Genomic DNA, 17,390 nt, shown 5'->3' with positions numbered 1-17,390 from the left:
TCCGGACTTTCGGAGCAGGGGTAATTTTGGGAGGGAACAGAATGAAATATAAGGCATTGACAGCGTTCGCCGCGCTGGCGATTTCGGCCCCGATGGTGTTTGCGGGTGGCGCGGATGACGACACGCTCACGATCGACGGTCAGGAAATGATCTCGAAAACGGCTGCACCTGCACACATGGCAGAAACCGGCATCGACACCATCATGTCGGGCTGGCACTTTCGTGAAGACGACACGCAAGCCATGCAGATGGACACCTTCGACAATCCCGGCATGATCGCTGTGGATCAGGCGACGGACGCGTGGAACACAGTGGATGGCACAGCTGAAAAGTCTTGTGCGTCTTGCCACGAAGGCCCCGAAAGCATGGCCGGCGTTCGTGCGGTATACCCAAAGTGGAACGCCGAAGCGGGTGAGATGCGGACGCTTGCGATGCAGATCAACAACTGCCGCACCGAACAGATGGGCGCCGAAGCGTACAAGTACGACAAGGCCGAAATGACAGCGATGGAAGCACTGATCACCGTGCAATCGCGTGGCATGCCTGTGGACGTGGCAATCGACGGCCCTGCCGCAGAATACTACGAGAAGGGCAAGGAAATCTATTACACCCGCTACGGTCAGCTCGAACTGTCCTGCGCGAACTGCCATGAAGACAATTACGGCAACTACATCCGTGCCGACCACTTGTCTCAGGGTCAGATCAACGGTTTCCCGACCTACCGCCTCAAGAACGCGGGCCTGGTTCAGACGCACAACCGCTTCCGTGGCTGTATCCGTGACACGCGCGCCGAGACATATGCTGTCGGTTCGCCGGAATTCGTGGCACTCGAGCTGTATGTCGCATCGCGCGGCAATGGCCTGAGCGTCGAAGGTCCGTCGGTCCGTCAATAATCCCAAGGCCCGCGCCACCACTGGTGCGGGTTTTTTCCACCCAACTCATTCACACATGCGAATGTGTGTCCGGAAATCCAAGAAGGCCCTCCCATGATTTCACGTCGCGATTTCCTTCAGGTGTCGATGGCTGCGTCCGCTTTGGTGGGCGCGTCAGGCTTTGGCAACTGGTCCCGTCTCGCCGCGCAACAGGCGTTGACCCAAGACCAGCTTTTGCAGTTCGACACGTTCGGCAATGTTTCGTTGATCCACGTCACCGACATTCACGCCCAGCTCAAGCCGATCTACTTCCGCGAGCCGTCGGTGAATATCGGTGTGGGTGACAATCGTGGTGCGGTGCCGCACGTCACCGGGGCCGATTTCCGCAAGCTTTACGGCATCGACGACGGCAGCCCTTCCCATTACGCGCTCAGCTCTGGCGATTTCTCCTCCCTGGCCAAGGCTTATGGGCGCGTCGGCGGACTGGATCGCGTGGCCACTGTGGTCAACGCGATCCGGGCCGATCGCCCTGACGCTCTTTTGCTCGATGGTGGTGATACGTGGCACGGGTCCTACACCTGCTACCACACCGAAGGGCAGGACATGGTCAATGCCATGAACCAACTGCGTCCTGACGCAATGACCTTCCACTGGGAATTCACACTCGGCTCTGAACGTGTGCGGGAAATCGTCGAAGGTTTGCCCTTCGCTGCGCTGGGCCAAAACATCTTTGACGCGGAATGGGATGAACCGGCCGAATTGTTCCCGCCCTACCAGTTCTTTGAACGCGGTGGTGTGAAAATCGCGGTTATCGGCCAAGCCTTCCCCTACATGCCGATTGCCAACCCCGGCTGGATGTTCCCGGAATACTCCTTCGGCATCCGTGACGAAAACATGCAGGCGATGGTGGATGAAGTGCGCGCACAAGGCGCCGAATGCGTTGTCTGCCTGAGCCACAATGGGTTCGACGTCGACAAGAGCATGGCCAGCAAGGTCACTGGAATCGATGTTATCTTGACGGGTCACACCCATGACGCGCTGCCGGAACCTGTGCTGGTGGGAGACACCATTCTGATCGCGTCCGGTTCCAATGGCAAATTCGTCAGCCGCGTCGATCTGGACATTCAGAACGGTCGCATGATGGGCTTCCGTCACAAGCTGATCCCAATCTTCTCGGACGTCATCGAACCCGACGCGGAAATGACGGCTGTCATCGACGAACAGCGGGCGCCCTACAAGGCCGAGCTGGAAGAGGTGATCGGCCAGACCGACAGCCTGCTCTACCGTCGTGGTAACTTTAACGGCACGTGGGACGACCTGATCTGTGATGCACTGATGAGCGAACGCGAGGCTGACATCGCCATGTCGCCCGGCGTGCGTTGGGGCCCAAGCCTGATCCCCGGCGACGACATCACGCGCGAGGATCTCTGGAACGTCACCTCCATGAGCTATGGCAAAGCGTACCGGTCTGAAATGACCGGCGAGTTCATCAAGATCATCCTCGAAGACGTGGCCGACAATATCTTCAACGCGGACCCCTACTACCAGCAGGGCGGCGATATGGTGCGCATTGGGGGCATGGGCTACCGCATTGATGTGCAGAAGCCACAGGGCGAACGCATCACTGATATGACCCTGCTCAGGACAGGCGAAGCTATTGATCCTGCGAAGAATTATGTCGTCGCGGGCTGGGCGTCCGTGAATGAGAACACCGAAGGTCCGCAAATCTGGGACGTGGTCGAAGCGCATATCAAAAAGCTTGGCACCGTCACCGTTCAACCCAATGACAGCGTCACGGTCGTGGGCGCGTAACTTAAACCGGAGTATGAGATATGTCTGATATGCTCAAACCCTCCCGCCGTGCGTTTCTGCGGGGGTCTGCTGCGGCTGCGGCGGGTCTGACCGCTGCGGGCGCTGCGCGGGCCAATGGCCCCGATCCGCTGATCACCGAGGTGCAGGACTGGGCCATGACCTTCGGCGATGGCGTTGATGCCACGCCGTACGGTCTGCCGATCCAGTACGAAAGCGACGTGGTGCGCCGCAACGTCGAATGGCTGACCGCCGACACCACCAGCTCGATCAACTTTACGCCGATCCACGCGCTGGACGGCACAATCACGCCACAGGGTTGCGCGTTTGAACGCCACCATTCCGGTGCGATTGAGCTGCGCAAGGAAGATTATCGTCTGATGATCAATGGCTTGGTGGATACGCCTCTGGTGTTCACCTATGCCGATCTCGAACGCTTCCCGCGCGAAAACCATGTGTATTTCTGCGAATGTGCCGCCAACACTGGCATGGAATGGGCGGGCGCACAGCTCAATGGCGCACAGTTCACCCACGGTATGATCCACAACATGGAATATACCGGCGTGTCGCTGCGCACCCTTCTGAACGAAGCTGGGCTTGAGGCGGCAGGCGACCTGTCCGATAAATGGGTCTATGTCGAAGGTGCGGATGCATCGTCGAACGGCCGGTCGATCCCGATGGAGAAGGCGCTGGACGACGTGCTGGTGGCGTTCAAAGCCAACGGCGAAGCGCTGCGCAAGGAACACGGCTACCCTGTGCGTCTTGTCGTTCCCGGGTGGGAAGGCAACATGTGGGTCAAGTGGATCCGCCGCATCGAAGTGAAGGCGAACGCGGTCGAAAGCCGCGAGGAAACGTCGAAATACACCGACACGCTTGCCGATGGCACAAGCCGTAAATGGACGTGGGTGATGGATGCGAAATCCGTCGTCACCTCGCCCAGCCCGCAAGCGCCGATCACTCATGGCGCGGGTCCGCTCGTCATCACCGGTCTGGCGTGGTCCGGTCACGGTGCAATCACCCGTGTTGACGTGTCAAAGGACGGTGGCAAGACGTGGGAAACCGCCCGTCTTGCAAAGCCGGGCGAGAAGATGGCGCTGACCCGCTTCTACCTCGACACTGAATGGAACGGCGAAGACATGCTGCTCCAGTCGCGGGCGATGGACGAAACCGGATACGTTCAGCCGACCAAAGCGCAGTTGCGCGATGTGCGCGGCTATAACTCAATCTATCACAACAACTGTATCCAGACGTGGCACGTAAAGCCCAACGGGGAGGCAGAAAATGTCGAAGTCTCTTAATTTATTCGGCGGCACCGCACTTGGCACAATCGCTGTGCTGACAATGGCCGTGAATTTTGCCGATCGCAATGTTGCGGGGTTCCCTGAGAACCCGGCAGTCATGACCGCAATCGCGGCTCCTGTCGTGTCAAGCGGAATGGTCAGCGCGGCAAACGCCTCGACCGGGGCCAGCGAAGGCAGGTATGGTCTGGGCCGTCCTGCACTGCCGGAAGAAGTGGCGGCTTGGGATCTGGATGTCAGTCCGGATGGAACTGGCCTGCCTGTTGGGTCCGGTTCAGTCGAAGATGGCGAGATGATCTTTTCGGAGAATTGCGCCGTATGTCACGGTGAATTTGCCGAAGGTGTCGATAACTGGCCCAAGCTGGCCGGCGGCGAAGACACGCTTGCTGACGACGATCCTTTGAAAACTGTTGGCAGCTATTGGCCCTACCTTTCGACGGCTTGGGATTATGTCCACCGCTCCATGCCATACGGCAACGCCCAAACACTGTCCGATGACGAGGTCTACGCCATTGTCGCGTATATGCTCTATTCGAACTTCCTTGTTGAGGACGATTTCGTTTTGTCGAACGAGAACTTCCTCGAGGTCGAGATGCCCAACGCAGACGGGTTCATCATCGATGACCGTCCAGAGACCGAATACACCATCTGGCGGACCGAGCCTTGCATGGAGAACTGCAAGGACAGCGTCGAGATCACCATGCGGGCAACCGTGCTGGACGTGACCCCGGAAGAAGAAGGCGCCGAGGCGGCCTCAGAAGAAGCACCAGTTGTAGAGACCGCGGCCGTCACAGAAGCGGTTGCCGAAACGGCTGAACCTGAAGCGGTTGCTGTTGCTGCGGCTGCGGGTCCGGACCCCGAATTGGTCGCTGCCGGTGAAAAGGTCTTTGGCAAATGCAAGGCCTGCCATCAGGTCGGTGACGGTGCCAAGAACCGCTCTGGCCCCGCGCTCAATGGCATCGTTGGTGCGGATATCGCAGCGGTTGATGGGTTCAAGTACTCCAACACCTTGGCCGAGATGGACGGCGCTTGGACACCGGAAACGCTCGCGGCGTTCCTCGCCGATCCTCGTGGCTTTGCCAAAGGCACAAAGATGAGTTTTGCCGGGTTGAAAAAGGAAGAGGATATCGCGGCGGTCACCGCCTACCTGTCCACTTTCGAATAATTAGGGTTTGCGCGGCAAGATTGTATCCTGCCGCGCAAATTCCATTAAGATGAGCTTTAGATAAAGCTTTATGACATCTTAACACACGAGGTCTCATGGCGCATTCTTCCGGTCTGTTCTTATCCGTTATCGGAGGTGCAGCGCTTGTGCTTGGCGTTGCCTATGGTTGGACTGCACGCGACTACCGCGCGTCCGAACTGGACGCTTTGACGGACCGCCTTGGGCAGTTGGAACGCAGCAATTCAGACTGGGCGGCAAAGGCCGATCAGGCATCGGCTCTCGAAGCCAGGCTGTCCGAGTTGGAAACCGAGCTTGCCGCTGCAGTACAAGCCGCCGAAGATGCGAAACAAGCCGCTTTGCAACCCGTTGCAACCGTTGCAGACGCGGTGCAACAGCCTGCACCAGAGCCTGTCATAGCCGATGCCACTGGACTCGAGTTTGGCGATCCCGCGCGTGGCGAAGAGGTGTTTGCGCAGTGCCGGTCCTGCCACCAGATTGGACAAGGCGCGACTGACCGGATCGGACCGCATCTTAACGGCATTTTCGGCCGCCGCGCCGGGGCGCATGACGGGTTCCGCTATTCCGACGACATGCAGATGATGGGCGCGGATGGCCTCACGTGGGAGATCGAAACCCTCGAAGCCTATCTCGAGAACCCCAAAGCACTGGTGTCGCGCACCCGGATGAATTTCGCGGGTCTGAAAGACTCACAGGACCGCTCTGATATTCTGGCCTATCTGCGTCAGTTCTCGGCCAGCCCCCAGAACATTCCCGAAGCCGCACCCACAGCACAGGCGCGCGAGGTCGAACTTGCGCCCGAGGTTCTGGCGATTGTGGGTGATACGGATTACGGCGAATACCTCGCCAGCGAATGCAAGACTTGCCACCAGCAGGATGGATCAGACCGGGGTATCCCGTCGATCACGCAATGGCCGACCGAAGATTTCGTCGTCGCCATGCATGCATATAAAAGACAGATCAGACCGCACCCGGTGATGCAGATGATGGCATCCCGGTTGTCGGACGAAGAGATTGCCGCGCTGGCGGCATATTTTGCCAAAGCCGAATAAAGTCCGGAAGAGACCAGTTCAGCCAAGGCGCGTGTTGCAAATGGGAGGAAAGTTATGAAACTCAACAGACGTGCTTTTGTGGGCACCGGGATGGCAGCGGCAACGCTCAGCGCCCCGATGGTGCATGCAGCGTCACACGGCAAACCCAAGGTGGTTGTTGTGGGCGGTGGTGCAGGTGGCGCAACTGCCGCGCGCTATATCGCCAAGGACAGCGCAGGCGAGATCGACGTGACCCTGATCGAACCGACGCGGAGCTATTACACCTGCTTTTTCTCGAACCTCTATCTTGGTGGGTTCTGGGATCTGGAGAACCTGTCGCATTCTTACGGCAAGCTGGCGTCAGATTACGGCATCAACGTCGTGCATGACTGGGCCACGGGCGTGGATCGCGACGCCAAGACTGTGTCGCTCGCCGGGGGCGGATCTGTGCCCTATGACCGTCTGATCCTCAGCCCCGGTATCGACTTTGTAGAAGGCTCGGTGCCCGGATGGGATATGTCGGCGCAGAACGCGATGCCGCATGCCTATAAGGGTGGCAGCCAGACCGAGTTGCTCAAGGCGCAGATCATGGCGATGCCCGAAGGCGGCACCTATGTGATGGTGGCCCCGCCCAACCCGTACCGTTGCCCGCCCGGACCGTACGAGCGGATTTCGATGGTGGCGCATGTGCTCAAAGCGAACAATCCGACCGCCAAGATCATCATTGCCGACCCAAAGGAAAAGTTCTCCAAGCAGGGTCTGTTCGAGGAAGGCTGGCAGAAGCATTATCCGGGCATGATCACCCGCATCGGCCCGGATTTCGGTGGCGAGAACGTTACTGTCGATCCGGCGGCGATGACCGTGGATGTGGATGGTGAATTGATCAAAGCTGATGTGGTCAACGTGATCCCGGCGCAGAAAGCGGGTCTCATTTGTGACGCCGCTGGTCTGACCGAAGGCAACTGGGCGCCTGTCGACGGACACACCATGGTGTCGCGTCTGGACGAGAACATCCACATTCTGGGCGATGCCACCAATCAGGGCGACATGCCGAAATCCGGCTACTCAGCTAACAGCCAAGCCAAGGTGGCTGCGATGGCGGTGCGCGGCGCGCTGACCGGCAGCCGCGTGTTCCCGGCGAAATTCTCGAACACCTGCTGGTCGCTGATCGCGACGGATGATGGTGTGAAGGTTGGCGCGGCCTATGAGCCGAACGATGAGAAGATCGCCAGCGTGTCTAGCTTTGTCAGCCAAACCGGCGAAGACGCGGCTCTGCGTAAGGCGACTTATGAAGAAAGCATCGGCTGGTACGAAGGAATCACGTCGGACATGTTCGGCTGATCTTTTTGTTCAGGTCTTTGGGGAAGGTCGGGCATCTGTCCCGGCCTTTTTCGTTTGGAACTGTGTCGGACCGCTGGGCGATCCGACCGATTGGAGGGCCAGCCCTCCAAACCTCCCGGAGTTTAGGGGCAAGATGAAGATCAGACGGGCTGAAGGCCCTTCATGGCGCCGACGAGTTCGGGGATTTTTTTCTTGAACTTGAAAAACCCGGCTGTCGCATGCGGCCAGGCGCGACGGTCAAAGTCGCGCAGCGGTCGAATGACAGGCAGTGCGCGGATGTTGTTCAGGATCGTGGCCGCGGGACCGACAGGGGCGTAGGGTGTGACGATCTGTTCGGCGCCAATGCTGCGCGCCCAGTCTTCGATCGCTTGCGCTGTTGTCAGGCCGGTGGTGAGCGGGCCAAGCGAGGCCGACCAGCGCGTCGTACAGTCGTCCATCAGTGCCGATTTGAACGACGTGACATTGGGCGCGACATGCAACGGACTGATTTGGGCAGTCGCCTCCAGCGTGGCGGTCGCCCGCGGTTTGAGACCCTGCTCGAACAGCCAGCCGGGGCTCATGTCGTCTTCGTGCAGCACCAGAACCGATGGCTTTGACGGATCGAGCCGATCACCCTCTGGCGCGTCCATCCGAGGCGGATGGGGGGGGCCATCCAGCGGTTCGGGGTTGGAGGTCAATTGGTAGAGCGGCGAGAACCGGCCTTCGGTGTATTTCGAAATGTTCGATGCCCGTGCGACATAGTTTTTGCCCTGTGTCTGCACACCCGCGACCCAGCGCCAGCTGAGCGTGTTCGAGGCAGGATCGCCGTCATAGAGGTGGCGCAGGAAGAAATCCGCCCCCAGCTCCCATGGTAGACGCAGTGTGAAAATCCAGATCGAAGCGAACCACATGCGTGCGTGGTTGTGCAGGTAGCCGGTGTTTACCAGTTCGTGTGCCCAATGGTTGAAGCATGCGATCTCTGTCTCGCCTTTGCAGGCGGCTTCCCATTCGCCGCGCCGGCCGGATTGCGTTTGCACCTGATCCCATGCCCGCGCAAGTCCTTGCTGGTAGCCCCCCCAGACCGCCGGGCGCATTTCCAGCCAGCCTTTCCAGTAAGTGCGCCAGAACACCTCCTGCACAAATTTTTCAGAGCTGCTGAGCGCATGGCGGCCCAGAACGGCTGCAATCACCTCGGGTTCTGTCATCAGGCGATGGCGGATATAGGGCGACAAAGTCGAAACATTGTCATGCTGCCCCGGCCCAAGGTCATAGTTTCTTTGGGACGCGTAATTGCGCGCTGCCTTTGGCACAAACGCCGACAGCTTTTCTAAAGCGGCCGTGCGGGTCGGGGGAAACAGGTCTGTCATGCAGCGCGAGTTAAGCCCGCGCGGAGCCTGGTCAAGGCCGGTCGTCGAACCGCTGCCCCTTGCAGCCCCCAGAGCCGGACACTAGTCTCAGGACAACTCGCAACCAAGCTCGGCATCCGGCGGGCGCATCATCCAGGCAGGCACAGATGAAAGATCCCTTTGATACCTATATGAACACCCTCGTTCCAATGGTGGTCGAGCAGACCAGCCGTGGCGAACGGGCCTATGACATTTTCTCGCGCCTGCTCAAGGAAAGGATCATTTTCCTGAGCGGTCCGGTGCATGACGGCATGTCGTCGCTGATCGTGGCACAGCTTTTGCACCTTGAGGCCGAGAACCCGTCCAAGGAAATCAGCATGTACATCAACAGCCCGGGTGGCGTGGTGACCAGCGGTCTGTCGATCTATGACACGATGCAGTACATCAAGCCGAAGGTCAGCACGCTGGTGATCGGGCAGGCGGCTTCTATGGGGTCGTTGCTGCTGACAGCAGGTGAGGCCGGGATGCGCTTTTCGCTGCCCAACAGCCGCGTTATGGTGCACCAGCCCTCTGGCGGGTATCAGGGTCAGGCAACGGATATCATGATCCACGCGCAGGAAACTCAGAAGCTGAAGACACGTCTTAACGAGATCTACGTCAAGCACACCGGCCAGACGCTGAAGAAAGTCGAGGCGGCGTTGGAACGCGACAACTTCATGTCGCCGGAAGAGGCCAAGGAATGGGGCCTGATCGACGAAATCGTCGAGAGCCGCGTCAAGGGGTCTGACGACGAATAATCGTGATTGGGTCACGACGTCCTGAATGTGTTTTTGACATTGTGGCCCAAGTTTTGCTGTCCTAAGGTTCTTGGAAGAAAACATGGCACACGCTTAAGGTTAGCAGAAAGTAGATGCAAAACCTTTACGTGAGTCAGGAAAGGTAAAGACATGGCGACGAATTCTGGCGGCGACAGCAAGAACACTCTTTACTGCAGCTTCTGCGGCAAGAGCCAACATGAAGTGCGAAAGCTGATCGCAGGGCCGACCGTCTTCATCTGTGACGAATGCGTCGAACTGTGCATGGATATCATCCGTGAAGAGACCAAGGGCGGTGGCCTGAAGTCGACGGATGGCGTGCCCACCCCGCGCGAGATTTGCGACGTGCTGGATGATTACGTGATCGGTCAGGCAGTGGCAAAACGCGTGCTGTCTGTGGCGGTGCACAACCACTACAAGCGTCTGAATCATTCGCAGAAATCATCCGATATCGAACTTGCGAAATCGAACATCCTGCTGATTGGCCCGACCGGGTGCGGCAAGACATTGCTGGCTCAGACGCTGGCACGGATTTTGGATGTGCCGTTCACGATGGCGGATGCAACCACTCTTACAGAAGCCGGGTATGTGGGTGAGGATGTAGAGAACATCATCCTCAAGCTGCTGCAGTCCTCTGAATACAACGTAGAACGCGCGCAGCGTGGCATCGTCTATATCGACGAGGTCGACAAGATCACCCGCAAGTCTGAAAACCCATCCATCACCCGCGACGTGTCGGGCGAAGGTGTGCAGCAGGCGCTGCTCAAGTTGATGGAAGGCACAGTTGCGTCGGTGCCGCCGCAAGGTGGGCGCAAGCATCCGCAGCAGGAATTCCTGCAAGTTGATACGACCAACATCCTGTTCATTTGCGGTGGCGCATTTGCCGGTCTCGACCGGATCATCAAGCAGCGTGGCAAAGGTTCGGCTATGGGCTTTGGTGCAGATGTGCGCGACGATAGCGAACAGGGCATCGGTGAGACCTTCAAATCGTTGGAACCCGAGGATCTCCTCAAGTTCGGCCTGATCCCGGAATTCGTCGGTCGTCTGCCGGTTATTGCGACGCTCGAAGATCTGGACGAAGACGCGCTGATCATCATCCTGACGCAGCCGAAAAACGCGCTGGTCAAGCAGTATCAGCGTCTGTTCGAGTTGGAGAACACCACGCTCAGCTTTACCGATGACGCACTGAGCGCCATTGCCAAGCGGGCGATCCAGCGCAAGACCGGTGCACGTGGCCTGCGGTCGATCCTCGAGGACATCCTGCTTGATACGATGTTCGAACTGCCCGGCATGGATGACGTGACAGAGGTTGTGGTCAATGAAGAGGCGGTTACCTCGGACGCCAAACCTTTGATGATCTATGCGGATCAGAAAAAGGAACCTGCCGAGGCGGGCTGAACCAGCCATCGGTGGAAACGTAAAAAGGTGGGCATTTTGCCCGCCTTTCTTTTTGGGACGGAAACGATGACGATCAAGAGAATTCACAGTTGCAGCCCCTTTGAGGCCAAAATCGGCTACTGCCGGGCCGTTGTGGCCGGGGGCTTTGTCCATGTTGCTGGCACAGTCGGGCAAGGAGATACCGTGGCCGAGCAATGCCAAAGCGCTCTGGATGTGATCGCGGGGGCTTTGGACAAGGCCGGTGCGTCGATGGCGGATGTGGTCCGGGTGACGTATTATCTGCCGGACCGGCATGAATTCGAAGCCTGCTATGACATCCTTGCCAGCACGTTCGGCGACAACCCGCCTGCGGCCACGATGATCGAATGTGGCCTGATCGACCCGAAATACCGGATCGAGATCGAAGTCACGGCTCTGGCTCCGGCTGCGTCATAGCTGCGCTGGACCTTGGCCCGCAAAGCGCCCTATAACGGCGCTGAACCAACCCCGAGGAGTCGTCCATGGGCATTCTGAATACCCTACTTCGCGCTGTCACCTGGTGGAACGGGCAGACACTTGGCACACAATTCTATACGTGGCGCAAAGGCGAAAAGGTCGGTGAGGACACCCAAGGCAACATCTTTTATCAATCGCGTGACGCCAAGAAGCGTTGGGTGATCTACAATGGCGAAGCTGAGGCAAGCCGCGTTGATCCCGATTGGCACGGGTGGCTGCACCACACGTTCAAGGAATTGCCGACAGACCGCCCGCTGCCGAAAAAGGCTTGGGTCAAGCCGCATCAGGAAAACCTGACCGGCACGGCTCTGGCCTATGCGCCTGAAGGGTCGATCCGGCGTCCCGAGCCAAAGCCTCGGCAGGATTATGAGGCGTGGAGCCCGGAATAACCCGGCTCTGCGCGCATCAAGAAGGCAGAGATGCGATGCTGCGTGTGATGGTCTTTTTCCTATCGCTGGTGTTGGCTTCTGCCAGCATTGCGCAGCTTGCCACAACCAACGGCACTGGCGTGACCGTGCGTGCCTTGGACAAATTGACCGGCAAGGTCTCGGACCTTCAGATTGGAACGCGCCAATCAGCCACGGTTGGCCGCATTACGGTGACAGCCAATGAGTGCCGCTATCCCGATGGTAACGCGGCAGGCGAAGCCTACGCCTCATTGACCATCACCGAAATCGGCAAGGACGCACCGGTGTATCAGGGCTGGATGATCGCTTCGTCACCCGCGCTCAACCCGATGGATCACCAGCGCTACGACGTCTGGGTATTGCGCTGCACCACGTCCTGACCTGACGCGGCCAATGGTGCGCTGCTGAGATCGGCCGAGATCCGCAGTGCTTGTGCCAGATACGCCCGATATTCCGCCCGTGTGATTTCGATCGCGCCCAAGGAGGCAAGATGGTGGGTCAGGAATTGCGTGTCGAACAAGACAAATCCCGTCCGTCGCAACAGATCGATCAACCAAGCCAACGCGACTTTCGACGCGTCCCGCTGACGGGAAAACATGCTTTCTCCACAGAATGCACCGCCAACTGCCACGCCGTAGACGCCACCGATCAGACGGCTGTCGGCCCAGACCTCCAGTGAATGGGCATGTCCTTGATGATGGAGCTCATTGTACAGCGCGCGAATTTCCTGATTGATCCATGTCTCGCTGCGATCTGCGCAGGCGTCGATCACGTCATCAAATGCTGTGTTCAGCGTCACGTAATAGTCGTTCCGCTTCAATGTCCTGGACAGGCTGCGGGAAATGCGGAACCCGTCCAGTGGAAACACACCACGCTTGCGCGGATCGACCCAGAACATCTCCGGGTCGTCGCGGTGTTCCGCCATCGGGAAGACGCCGACGCGATAGGCTTGAAGCAAAAGCTCGGGCGTGACGGTCATCGCGCGTCGCCCCGCCGGTCAGAAGGGGGCAGGTGTGCGACAGGCCTCAAGGCTTCGCGTAGGTGCGCTCCAGCCAATGCTCGAGCCAGTGAATGTTATAGTCACCGCTGCGCACGTCCGGGTCTTCCAGAAGATCACGGAACAGCGGCACTGTGCTGTCCACACCATCGACGATCAATTCACCCAACGCCCGCGACATCCGCGCCAAGGCTTCATCCCGGTCACGACCATGCACGATCAGCTTGGCGATCAAACTGTCGTAATAGGGCGGGATTTTGTAGCCATCATAAAGCGCGCTGTCCATGCGCACGCCGAGACCGCCGGGCACGTGGTACTGTGTGATCCGACCGGGCGAGGGAGAGAAGTTCGGCAGCTTCTCGGCATTGATCCGCGCTTCGATGGCATGGCCGTTGATGACCAGTTCGTCCTGTTGGAAAGACAGCGGCAGGCCAGAGGCTACGCGGATCTGTTCGCGCACAAGATCGACGCCAAAGATCGCCTCGGTCACGGGATGTTCGACCTGAAGGCGGGTGTTCATCTCGATGAAATAGAACTCGCCGTTTTCATACAGAAATTCGATGGTGCCCGCGCCCGCATAGTTGATCTTTGACACGGCGTCGGAACAGATCTTGCCAATCCGGGCGCGCTCTTCTTCCGTGATGCAGGGGCCGGGGGCCTCTTCGAGCACCTTTTGGTGGCGACGCTGCAATGAACAATCGCGTTCACCCAGATGCACCGCCTTGCCTTTGCCGTCACCGAACACCTGCACTTCGATATGACGGGGGGTGGTCAGGTATTTCTCGATATAGACTTCGTCATTGCCAAAGGCGGCCTTTGCTTCGGACCGTGCTGTCTGAAAGGCGCGCTCCATGTCGGCGGCCGTTTGCGCCACTTTCATGCCACGCCCACCGCCACCTGCCGTCGCCTTAACGATCACTGGATAGCCAACCTCTTCACCGACCTTCTTGGCCTCGGCAAGATCGGCAACGCCACCGTCTGAACCCGGCACGCACGGCACGCCAAGCGCTTTGATCGTGTCTTTGGCTGTGATCTTGTCGCCCATCACACGGATATGTTCCGCAGTTGGACCGATAAAGATCAGCCCGTGATCTTCGACAATCTGCACAAACCGCGCGTTTTCGGACAAGAAGCCATAGCCGGGATGGATCGCCTGCGCGCCCGAGATTTCGCAGGCCGAAATGATCGCTGGAATGGACAGATAGCTGTCTGTCGAAGAGGGCGGGCCGATGCAGATCGCCTCGTCGGCCATGCGCACATGCATCGCATCTGAATCAGCTGTCGAATGCACCGCCACGCTGGCCACACCCATTTCGCGGCAGGCGCGGATCACGCGGAGGGCAATCTCGCCCCGGTTGGCAATCAGGATTTTGTCAAACATGCCAGAGCCCGTTTATTCGAGGATCACGAGCGGTGCGCCGTATTCGACGGGGGCTCCGTCTTCGACCAGAATGCGTTTCACCGTGCCGCTGCGCGGGGCGGGGATGTGGTTCATCGTCTTCATCGCTTCCACGATCAAGAGAGTGTCGCCTTCGTTGATCTGCTGTCCAACCGAAATGAAGGACGGTGCGCCCGGCTCTGCCTGCATATAGACCGTTCCAACCATCGGCGAGGTCACCGCGCCAGGATGAGATGCCGGGTCTTCCGGTGCGCTGGGGGCGGCGGGCGCTGCCGGTGCCATTGCGGGCGCTGCCGCAACCGTGGTTTGCACGGCAGGCGCAACTTGGGTGACACGACTGACGCGCACGTTGAGGCTGTCATCCTCGCCGTATTCGCGCTTGACCTGCAATTCGGTCAGGTCGTTTTCCCGCAAGAGCTTCGCCAATGCTTCGATAAACGCCACGTCCGCTTCATGGTTGGTCTTGGTCATGCTGTCCCTCGCCCGCTTCTTGCTCTTCACGCGGCCCCGTCGGTGATTGGATCGGAGGCTCGCTTTCCCTACGGGCACCACCCGCATTGCATGCCTTTCCTTGCACCGATTACCGTTCAGGAGCAAGGGGCAGGTACGATCAATCTCGGTTCTGGTGCACGGTTCAGAGCGTCTGCGGGGAATGCGTCATGTGTCAGACCGGTCTTGTTTGTCCGCCTCGAGTGACAACGCCTGTTCGGAAAGAAGCGCCTTGATCTGCATCTGTACCGCCGAAGGCGGGGCGGCGGGTGTGACGCTGGTATCCTTGCTGATGGTGCCGGGCAGAGGGGCAGGTGCCGTGACCGAGGCGAAAACCGGAGGTGCCGCCTTGGCAGTGAGGTCTGGGCGGTGCAGCGGTTTGAGAGTCATGCTGGGCATGGTTGGGTGAAACACAGGCATTTTTAGGCTCCGTCGTGTCAGAGCCCCCACGTCACAAGCTTAGCTGATTTTTTGGAGTGGCGCGCGCAGAAAGTTGAGAAACGGTTAATGGGCAGTGAACGAAAAAGGGCGGCCCTGAGGCCACCCATGATCATTTGGTTTTTCCAAAAGATTAACTTTTATTCATCCGATTTTCGATGAGGTCATCGACGACGGAGGGGTCTGCGAGAGTGGAAGTGTCTCCCAGTGCGCCGTAGTCGTTTTCGGCGATCTTGCGCAGGATGCGGCGCATGATCTTGCCCGATCGGGTTTTCGGCAGGCCGGGGGCCCATTGGATGAGGTCGGGCGATGCGATGGGGCCGATCTCGGTGCGGACCCAGGTGCGCAGCTCTTTGGTGAGCTTGTCCGAGGGCTCAACACCGTTCATCAGGGTGACGTAGCAGTAGATGCCCTGACCCTTGATGGCGTGCGGGTAGCCCACCACAGCAGCCTCGGCCACCTTGGCATGTGCGACCAGTGCCGATTCCACCTCGGCCGTGCCCATCCGGTGGCCCGACACGTTGATCACGTCGTCCACGCGGCCGGTGATCCAGTAATCCCCGTCAGCGTCGCGCTTGCAGCCGTCGCCCGAGAAGTAATAGCCCTTGTAGTCCGAGAAGTACGTCTTCTCGAACCGCTCGTGATCGCCCCAGACGGTGCGCATCTGCCCCGGCCAGCTGTCCTTGATCGCCAGCACGCCTTCGGTCGGGCTGGCATGGATTTCCTCACCCGATTGCGGGTCGAGAACCACGGGTTGGACGCCGAAGAACGGCTTCATCGCCGCCCCCGGCTTGGTCGCATGCGCGCCCGGCAGCGGCGTGAGCAGATGCCCGCCGGTTTCAGTTTGCCACCACGTGTCGACGATCGGGCAGCGGCCGCCGCCCACCACGTCATTGTACCAGTTCCACGCTTCGGGGTTGATCGGTTCGCCCACCGTGCCCAAAAGCTTGAGCGAGGATAGATCGCATTTCGTTACGAATTCGTTACCCTGACCCATCAACGCGCGGATCGCAGTCGGTGCCGTGTAGAACTGGTTAACGGAATGTTTCTCGCAGACCTGCCAGAAGCGCGAAGCGTCCGGATAGGTCGGCACACCTTCGAACATCAGCGTGGTCGCGCCGTTCGCCAAGGGCCCGTAAACAATGTAGGAATGCCCGGTGACCCAGCCGACATCGGCGGTACACCAATAAACGTCGCCGGCGTGGTAATCGAAGGTAATTTCATGCGTCAGAGCGGCGTAAACCAAATATCCACCAGTTGAGTGCACAACCCCCTTGGGCTGCCCGGTGGAGCCTGATGTATAGAGAATGAAAAGGGGATCTTCGGCATTCATTTCAGCAGGCTGGCTGACGTCCGACGCCTCCAGCGCCATTTCATTGTAGTCAAAGTCGCGCCCGTCGACCCATGTGGTCTGCCCGCCCGTGCGCTTGACCACCAGACACTTGACCGTATCCTTGCAGTGCAGCAGCGCCGCATCGGCATTGGACTTGAGCGGTGTCTTGCGGCCACCGCGCGGGGCCTCGTCAGAGGTGATGACGACCTTGGCGTCCGACCCGTTCACCCGTGCCGCCAGCGCGTCGGGCGAGAAGCCGGCAAAGACGATGGAGTGGATGGCACCAATGCGCGCGCAGGCCAGCATGGCATAGGCCGCCTCGGGGATCATCGGCATGTAGATCACCACGCGGTCCCCTTTGCGCACGCCCATGGTCTCAAGGATGTTGGCCATCTTGCAGACGCTGCGGTGCAGGTCTTTGTAGGTGATGTGCTTGGCAGGCTCGTTGGGATCATCGGGTTCGAAGATGATCGCGGTCTGATCACCGCGGGTCGCCAGATGCCGGTCGACACAGTTGGCCGCCACGTTCAGCGTGCCATCGGCGAACCAGTTGATCTTGACCTGACCCAGCGTGAAATCCACGTCCTTGATCTGCGTCGGTGCCTTCATCCAGTCCAGACGCTGCGCCGCCTCCGCCCAAAACCCCTCAGGATCAGACACCGACCGCGCATACATCTCCTCGTATCGAGACGCATCAATATGCGCATTTTCGACCATCTCTTTGGACGGGGGATAGGTTGTATCAGTCATGGGTGTCCTC

At 59.1% G+C, this 17,390-nt stretch carries 17 protein-coding genes; 11 read left to right on the top strand and 6 right to left on the bottom strand.

What is annotated here, in order from left to right; genetic code table 11:
- Positions 1–41: 41 nt before the first annotated feature.
- From soxA to ACK3EW_RS13650, 6 genes are all read left to right on the top strand, one after another.
- Entirely contained in the window at positions 42–893 is an 852-nt protein-coding gene (gene soxA / locus ACK3EW_RS13675) for a sulfur oxidation c-type cytochrome SoxA (RefSeq protein WP_439120496.1), read from the top strand.
- Between the two features lie 93 nt (positions 894–986).
- Positions 987–2,684 carry a thiosulfohydrolase SoxB gene (gene soxB / locus ACK3EW_RS13670; RefSeq protein WP_493806657.1) on the top strand — a complete coding sequence of 566 codons (1,698 nt, stop codon included), beginning with the start codon at positions 987–989 and terminating at the stop codon, positions 2,682–2,684.
- A 20-nt stretch (positions 2,685–2,704) separates the two neighbouring features.
- Positions 2,705–3,979 (top strand): sulfite dehydrogenase, encoded by a 1,275-nt coding sequence (gene soxC / locus ACK3EW_RS13665; protein WP_493806656.1) that lies wholly within the window; start codon positions 2,705–2,707, stop codon positions 3,977–3,979.
- Positions 3,963–5,144, top strand: coding sequence for a c-type cytochrome (locus ACK3EW_RS13660; protein WP_493806655.1), 1,182 nt, complete (start codon positions 3,963–3,965; stop codon positions 5,142–5,144). Before soxC ends, ACK3EW_RS13660 begins: the two co-directional genes overlap by 17 nt.
- 386 nt (positions 5,145–5,530) lie before the next feature.
- Positions 5,531–6,214 carry a c-type cytochrome gene (locus ACK3EW_RS13655; protein WP_439120509.1) on the top strand — a complete coding sequence of 228 codons (684 nt, stop codon included), beginning with the start codon at positions 5,531–5,533 and terminating at the stop codon, positions 6,212–6,214.
- A gap of 54 nt (positions 6,215–6,268) precedes the next feature.
- Positions 6,269–7,534: an FCSD flavin-binding domain-containing protein gene (locus ACK3EW_RS13650; protein WP_493806654.1), complete on the top strand. Its 1,266-nt coding sequence runs from the start codon at positions 6,269–6,271 to the stop codon at positions 7,532–7,534.
- A gap of 140 nt (positions 7,535–7,674) precedes the next feature.
- On the opposite strand, the gene ACK3EW_RS13645 is transcribed toward ACK3EW_RS13650, so the two are convergent.
- The gene (locus ACK3EW_RS13645) at positions 7,675–8,880 is read right to left on the bottom strand and encodes an FAD-binding domain-containing protein (protein WP_493806653.1); all 1,206 of its coding nucleotides are present in this window, start codon (positions 8,878–8,880) and stop codon (positions 7,675–7,677) included.
- A gap of 146 nt (positions 8,881–9,026) precedes the next feature.
- On the opposite strand from ACK3EW_RS13645, the gene ACK3EW_RS13640 reads away from it, so the two are divergent.
- The 5 genes from ACK3EW_RS13640 to ACK3EW_RS13620 all read left to right on the top strand — a co-directional run bounded on the left by ACK3EW_RS13640 (position 9,027) and on the right by ACK3EW_RS13620 (position 12,354).
- Positions 9,027–9,656 (top strand): ATP-dependent Clp protease proteolytic subunit, encoded by a 630-nt coding sequence (locus ACK3EW_RS13640; RefSeq protein WP_085628938.1) that lies wholly within the window; start codon positions 9,027–9,029, stop codon positions 9,654–9,656.
- Positions 9,657–9,806: 150 nt separating this feature from the next.
- Positions 9,807–11,072, top strand: a complete 1,266-nt coding sequence (gene clpX / locus ACK3EW_RS13635; RefSeq protein WP_439120490.1) for an ATP-dependent Clp protease ATP-binding subunit ClpX — start codon at positions 9,807–9,809, stop codon at positions 11,070–11,072.
- A 66-nt stretch (positions 11,073–11,138) separates the two neighbouring features.
- Positions 11,139–11,507 carry a RidA family protein gene (locus ACK3EW_RS13630; RefSeq protein ID WP_493806652.1) on the top strand — a complete coding sequence of 123 codons (369 nt, stop codon included), beginning with the start codon at positions 11,139–11,141 and terminating at the stop codon, positions 11,505–11,507.
- Positions 11,508–11,572: 65 nt separating this feature from the next.
- On the top strand, positions 11,573–11,956 hold the full coding sequence (locus tag ACK3EW_RS13625) for an NADH:ubiquinone oxidoreductase subunit NDUFA12 (protein WP_085628940.1): 384 nt from the start codon (positions 11,573–11,575) through the stop codon (positions 11,954–11,956).
- A 35-nt stretch (positions 11,957–11,991) separates the two neighbouring features.
- Positions 11,992–12,354, top strand: coding sequence for a DUF2155 domain-containing protein (locus ACK3EW_RS13620; RefSeq protein ID WP_085628941.1), 363 nt, complete (start codon positions 11,992–11,994; stop codon positions 12,352–12,354).
- Here ACK3EW_RS13620 and aat read toward each other — a convergent pair.
- The 5 genes from aat to acs all read right to left on the bottom strand — a co-directional run bounded on the left by aat (position 12,318) and on the right by acs (position 17,380).
- Positions 12,318–12,953 (bottom strand): leucyl/phenylalanyl-tRNA--protein transferase, encoded by a 636-nt coding sequence (gene aat / locus ACK3EW_RS13615; RefSeq protein ID WP_493806651.1) that lies wholly within the window; start codon positions 12,951–12,953, stop codon positions 12,318–12,320. The genes ACK3EW_RS13620 and aat overlap by 37 nt on opposite strands.
- A gap of 46 nt (positions 12,954–12,999) precedes the next feature.
- A complete protein-coding gene (gene accC, locus ACK3EW_RS13610; RefSeq protein WP_493806650.1) occupies positions 13,000–14,352 on the bottom strand; it encodes an acetyl-CoA carboxylase biotin carboxylase subunit in 1,353 nt (450 codons plus the stop codon).
- Between the two features lie 12 nt (positions 14,353–14,364).
- The gene (gene accB, locus ACK3EW_RS13605; protein WP_439120487.1) at positions 14,365–14,841 is read right to left on the bottom strand and encodes an acetyl-CoA carboxylase biotin carboxyl carrier protein; all 477 of its coding nucleotides are present in this window, start codon (positions 14,839–14,841) and stop codon (positions 14,365–14,367) included.
- Positions 14,842–15,027: 186 nt separating this feature from the next.
- The gene (locus ACK3EW_RS13600) at positions 15,028–15,279 is read right to left on the bottom strand and encodes a hypothetical protein (RefSeq protein ID WP_493806649.1); all 252 of its coding nucleotides are present in this window, start codon (positions 15,277–15,279) and stop codon (positions 15,028–15,030) included.
- Positions 15,280–15,430: 151 nt separating this feature from the next.
- On the bottom strand, positions 15,431–17,380 hold the full coding sequence (gene acs, locus ACK3EW_RS13595) for an acetate--CoA ligase (RefSeq protein ID WP_493806648.1): 1,950 nt from the start codon (positions 17,378–17,380) through the stop codon (positions 15,431–15,433).
- Between the last annotated feature and the right edge of the window lie 10 nt (positions 17,381–17,390).

This window comes from Marivita sp. NO-S04, from assembly GCF_059070475.1.
Note: the sequence above shows the minus strand (reverse complement) of the source record. Positions and strands in the feature narration are given on the sequence as shown.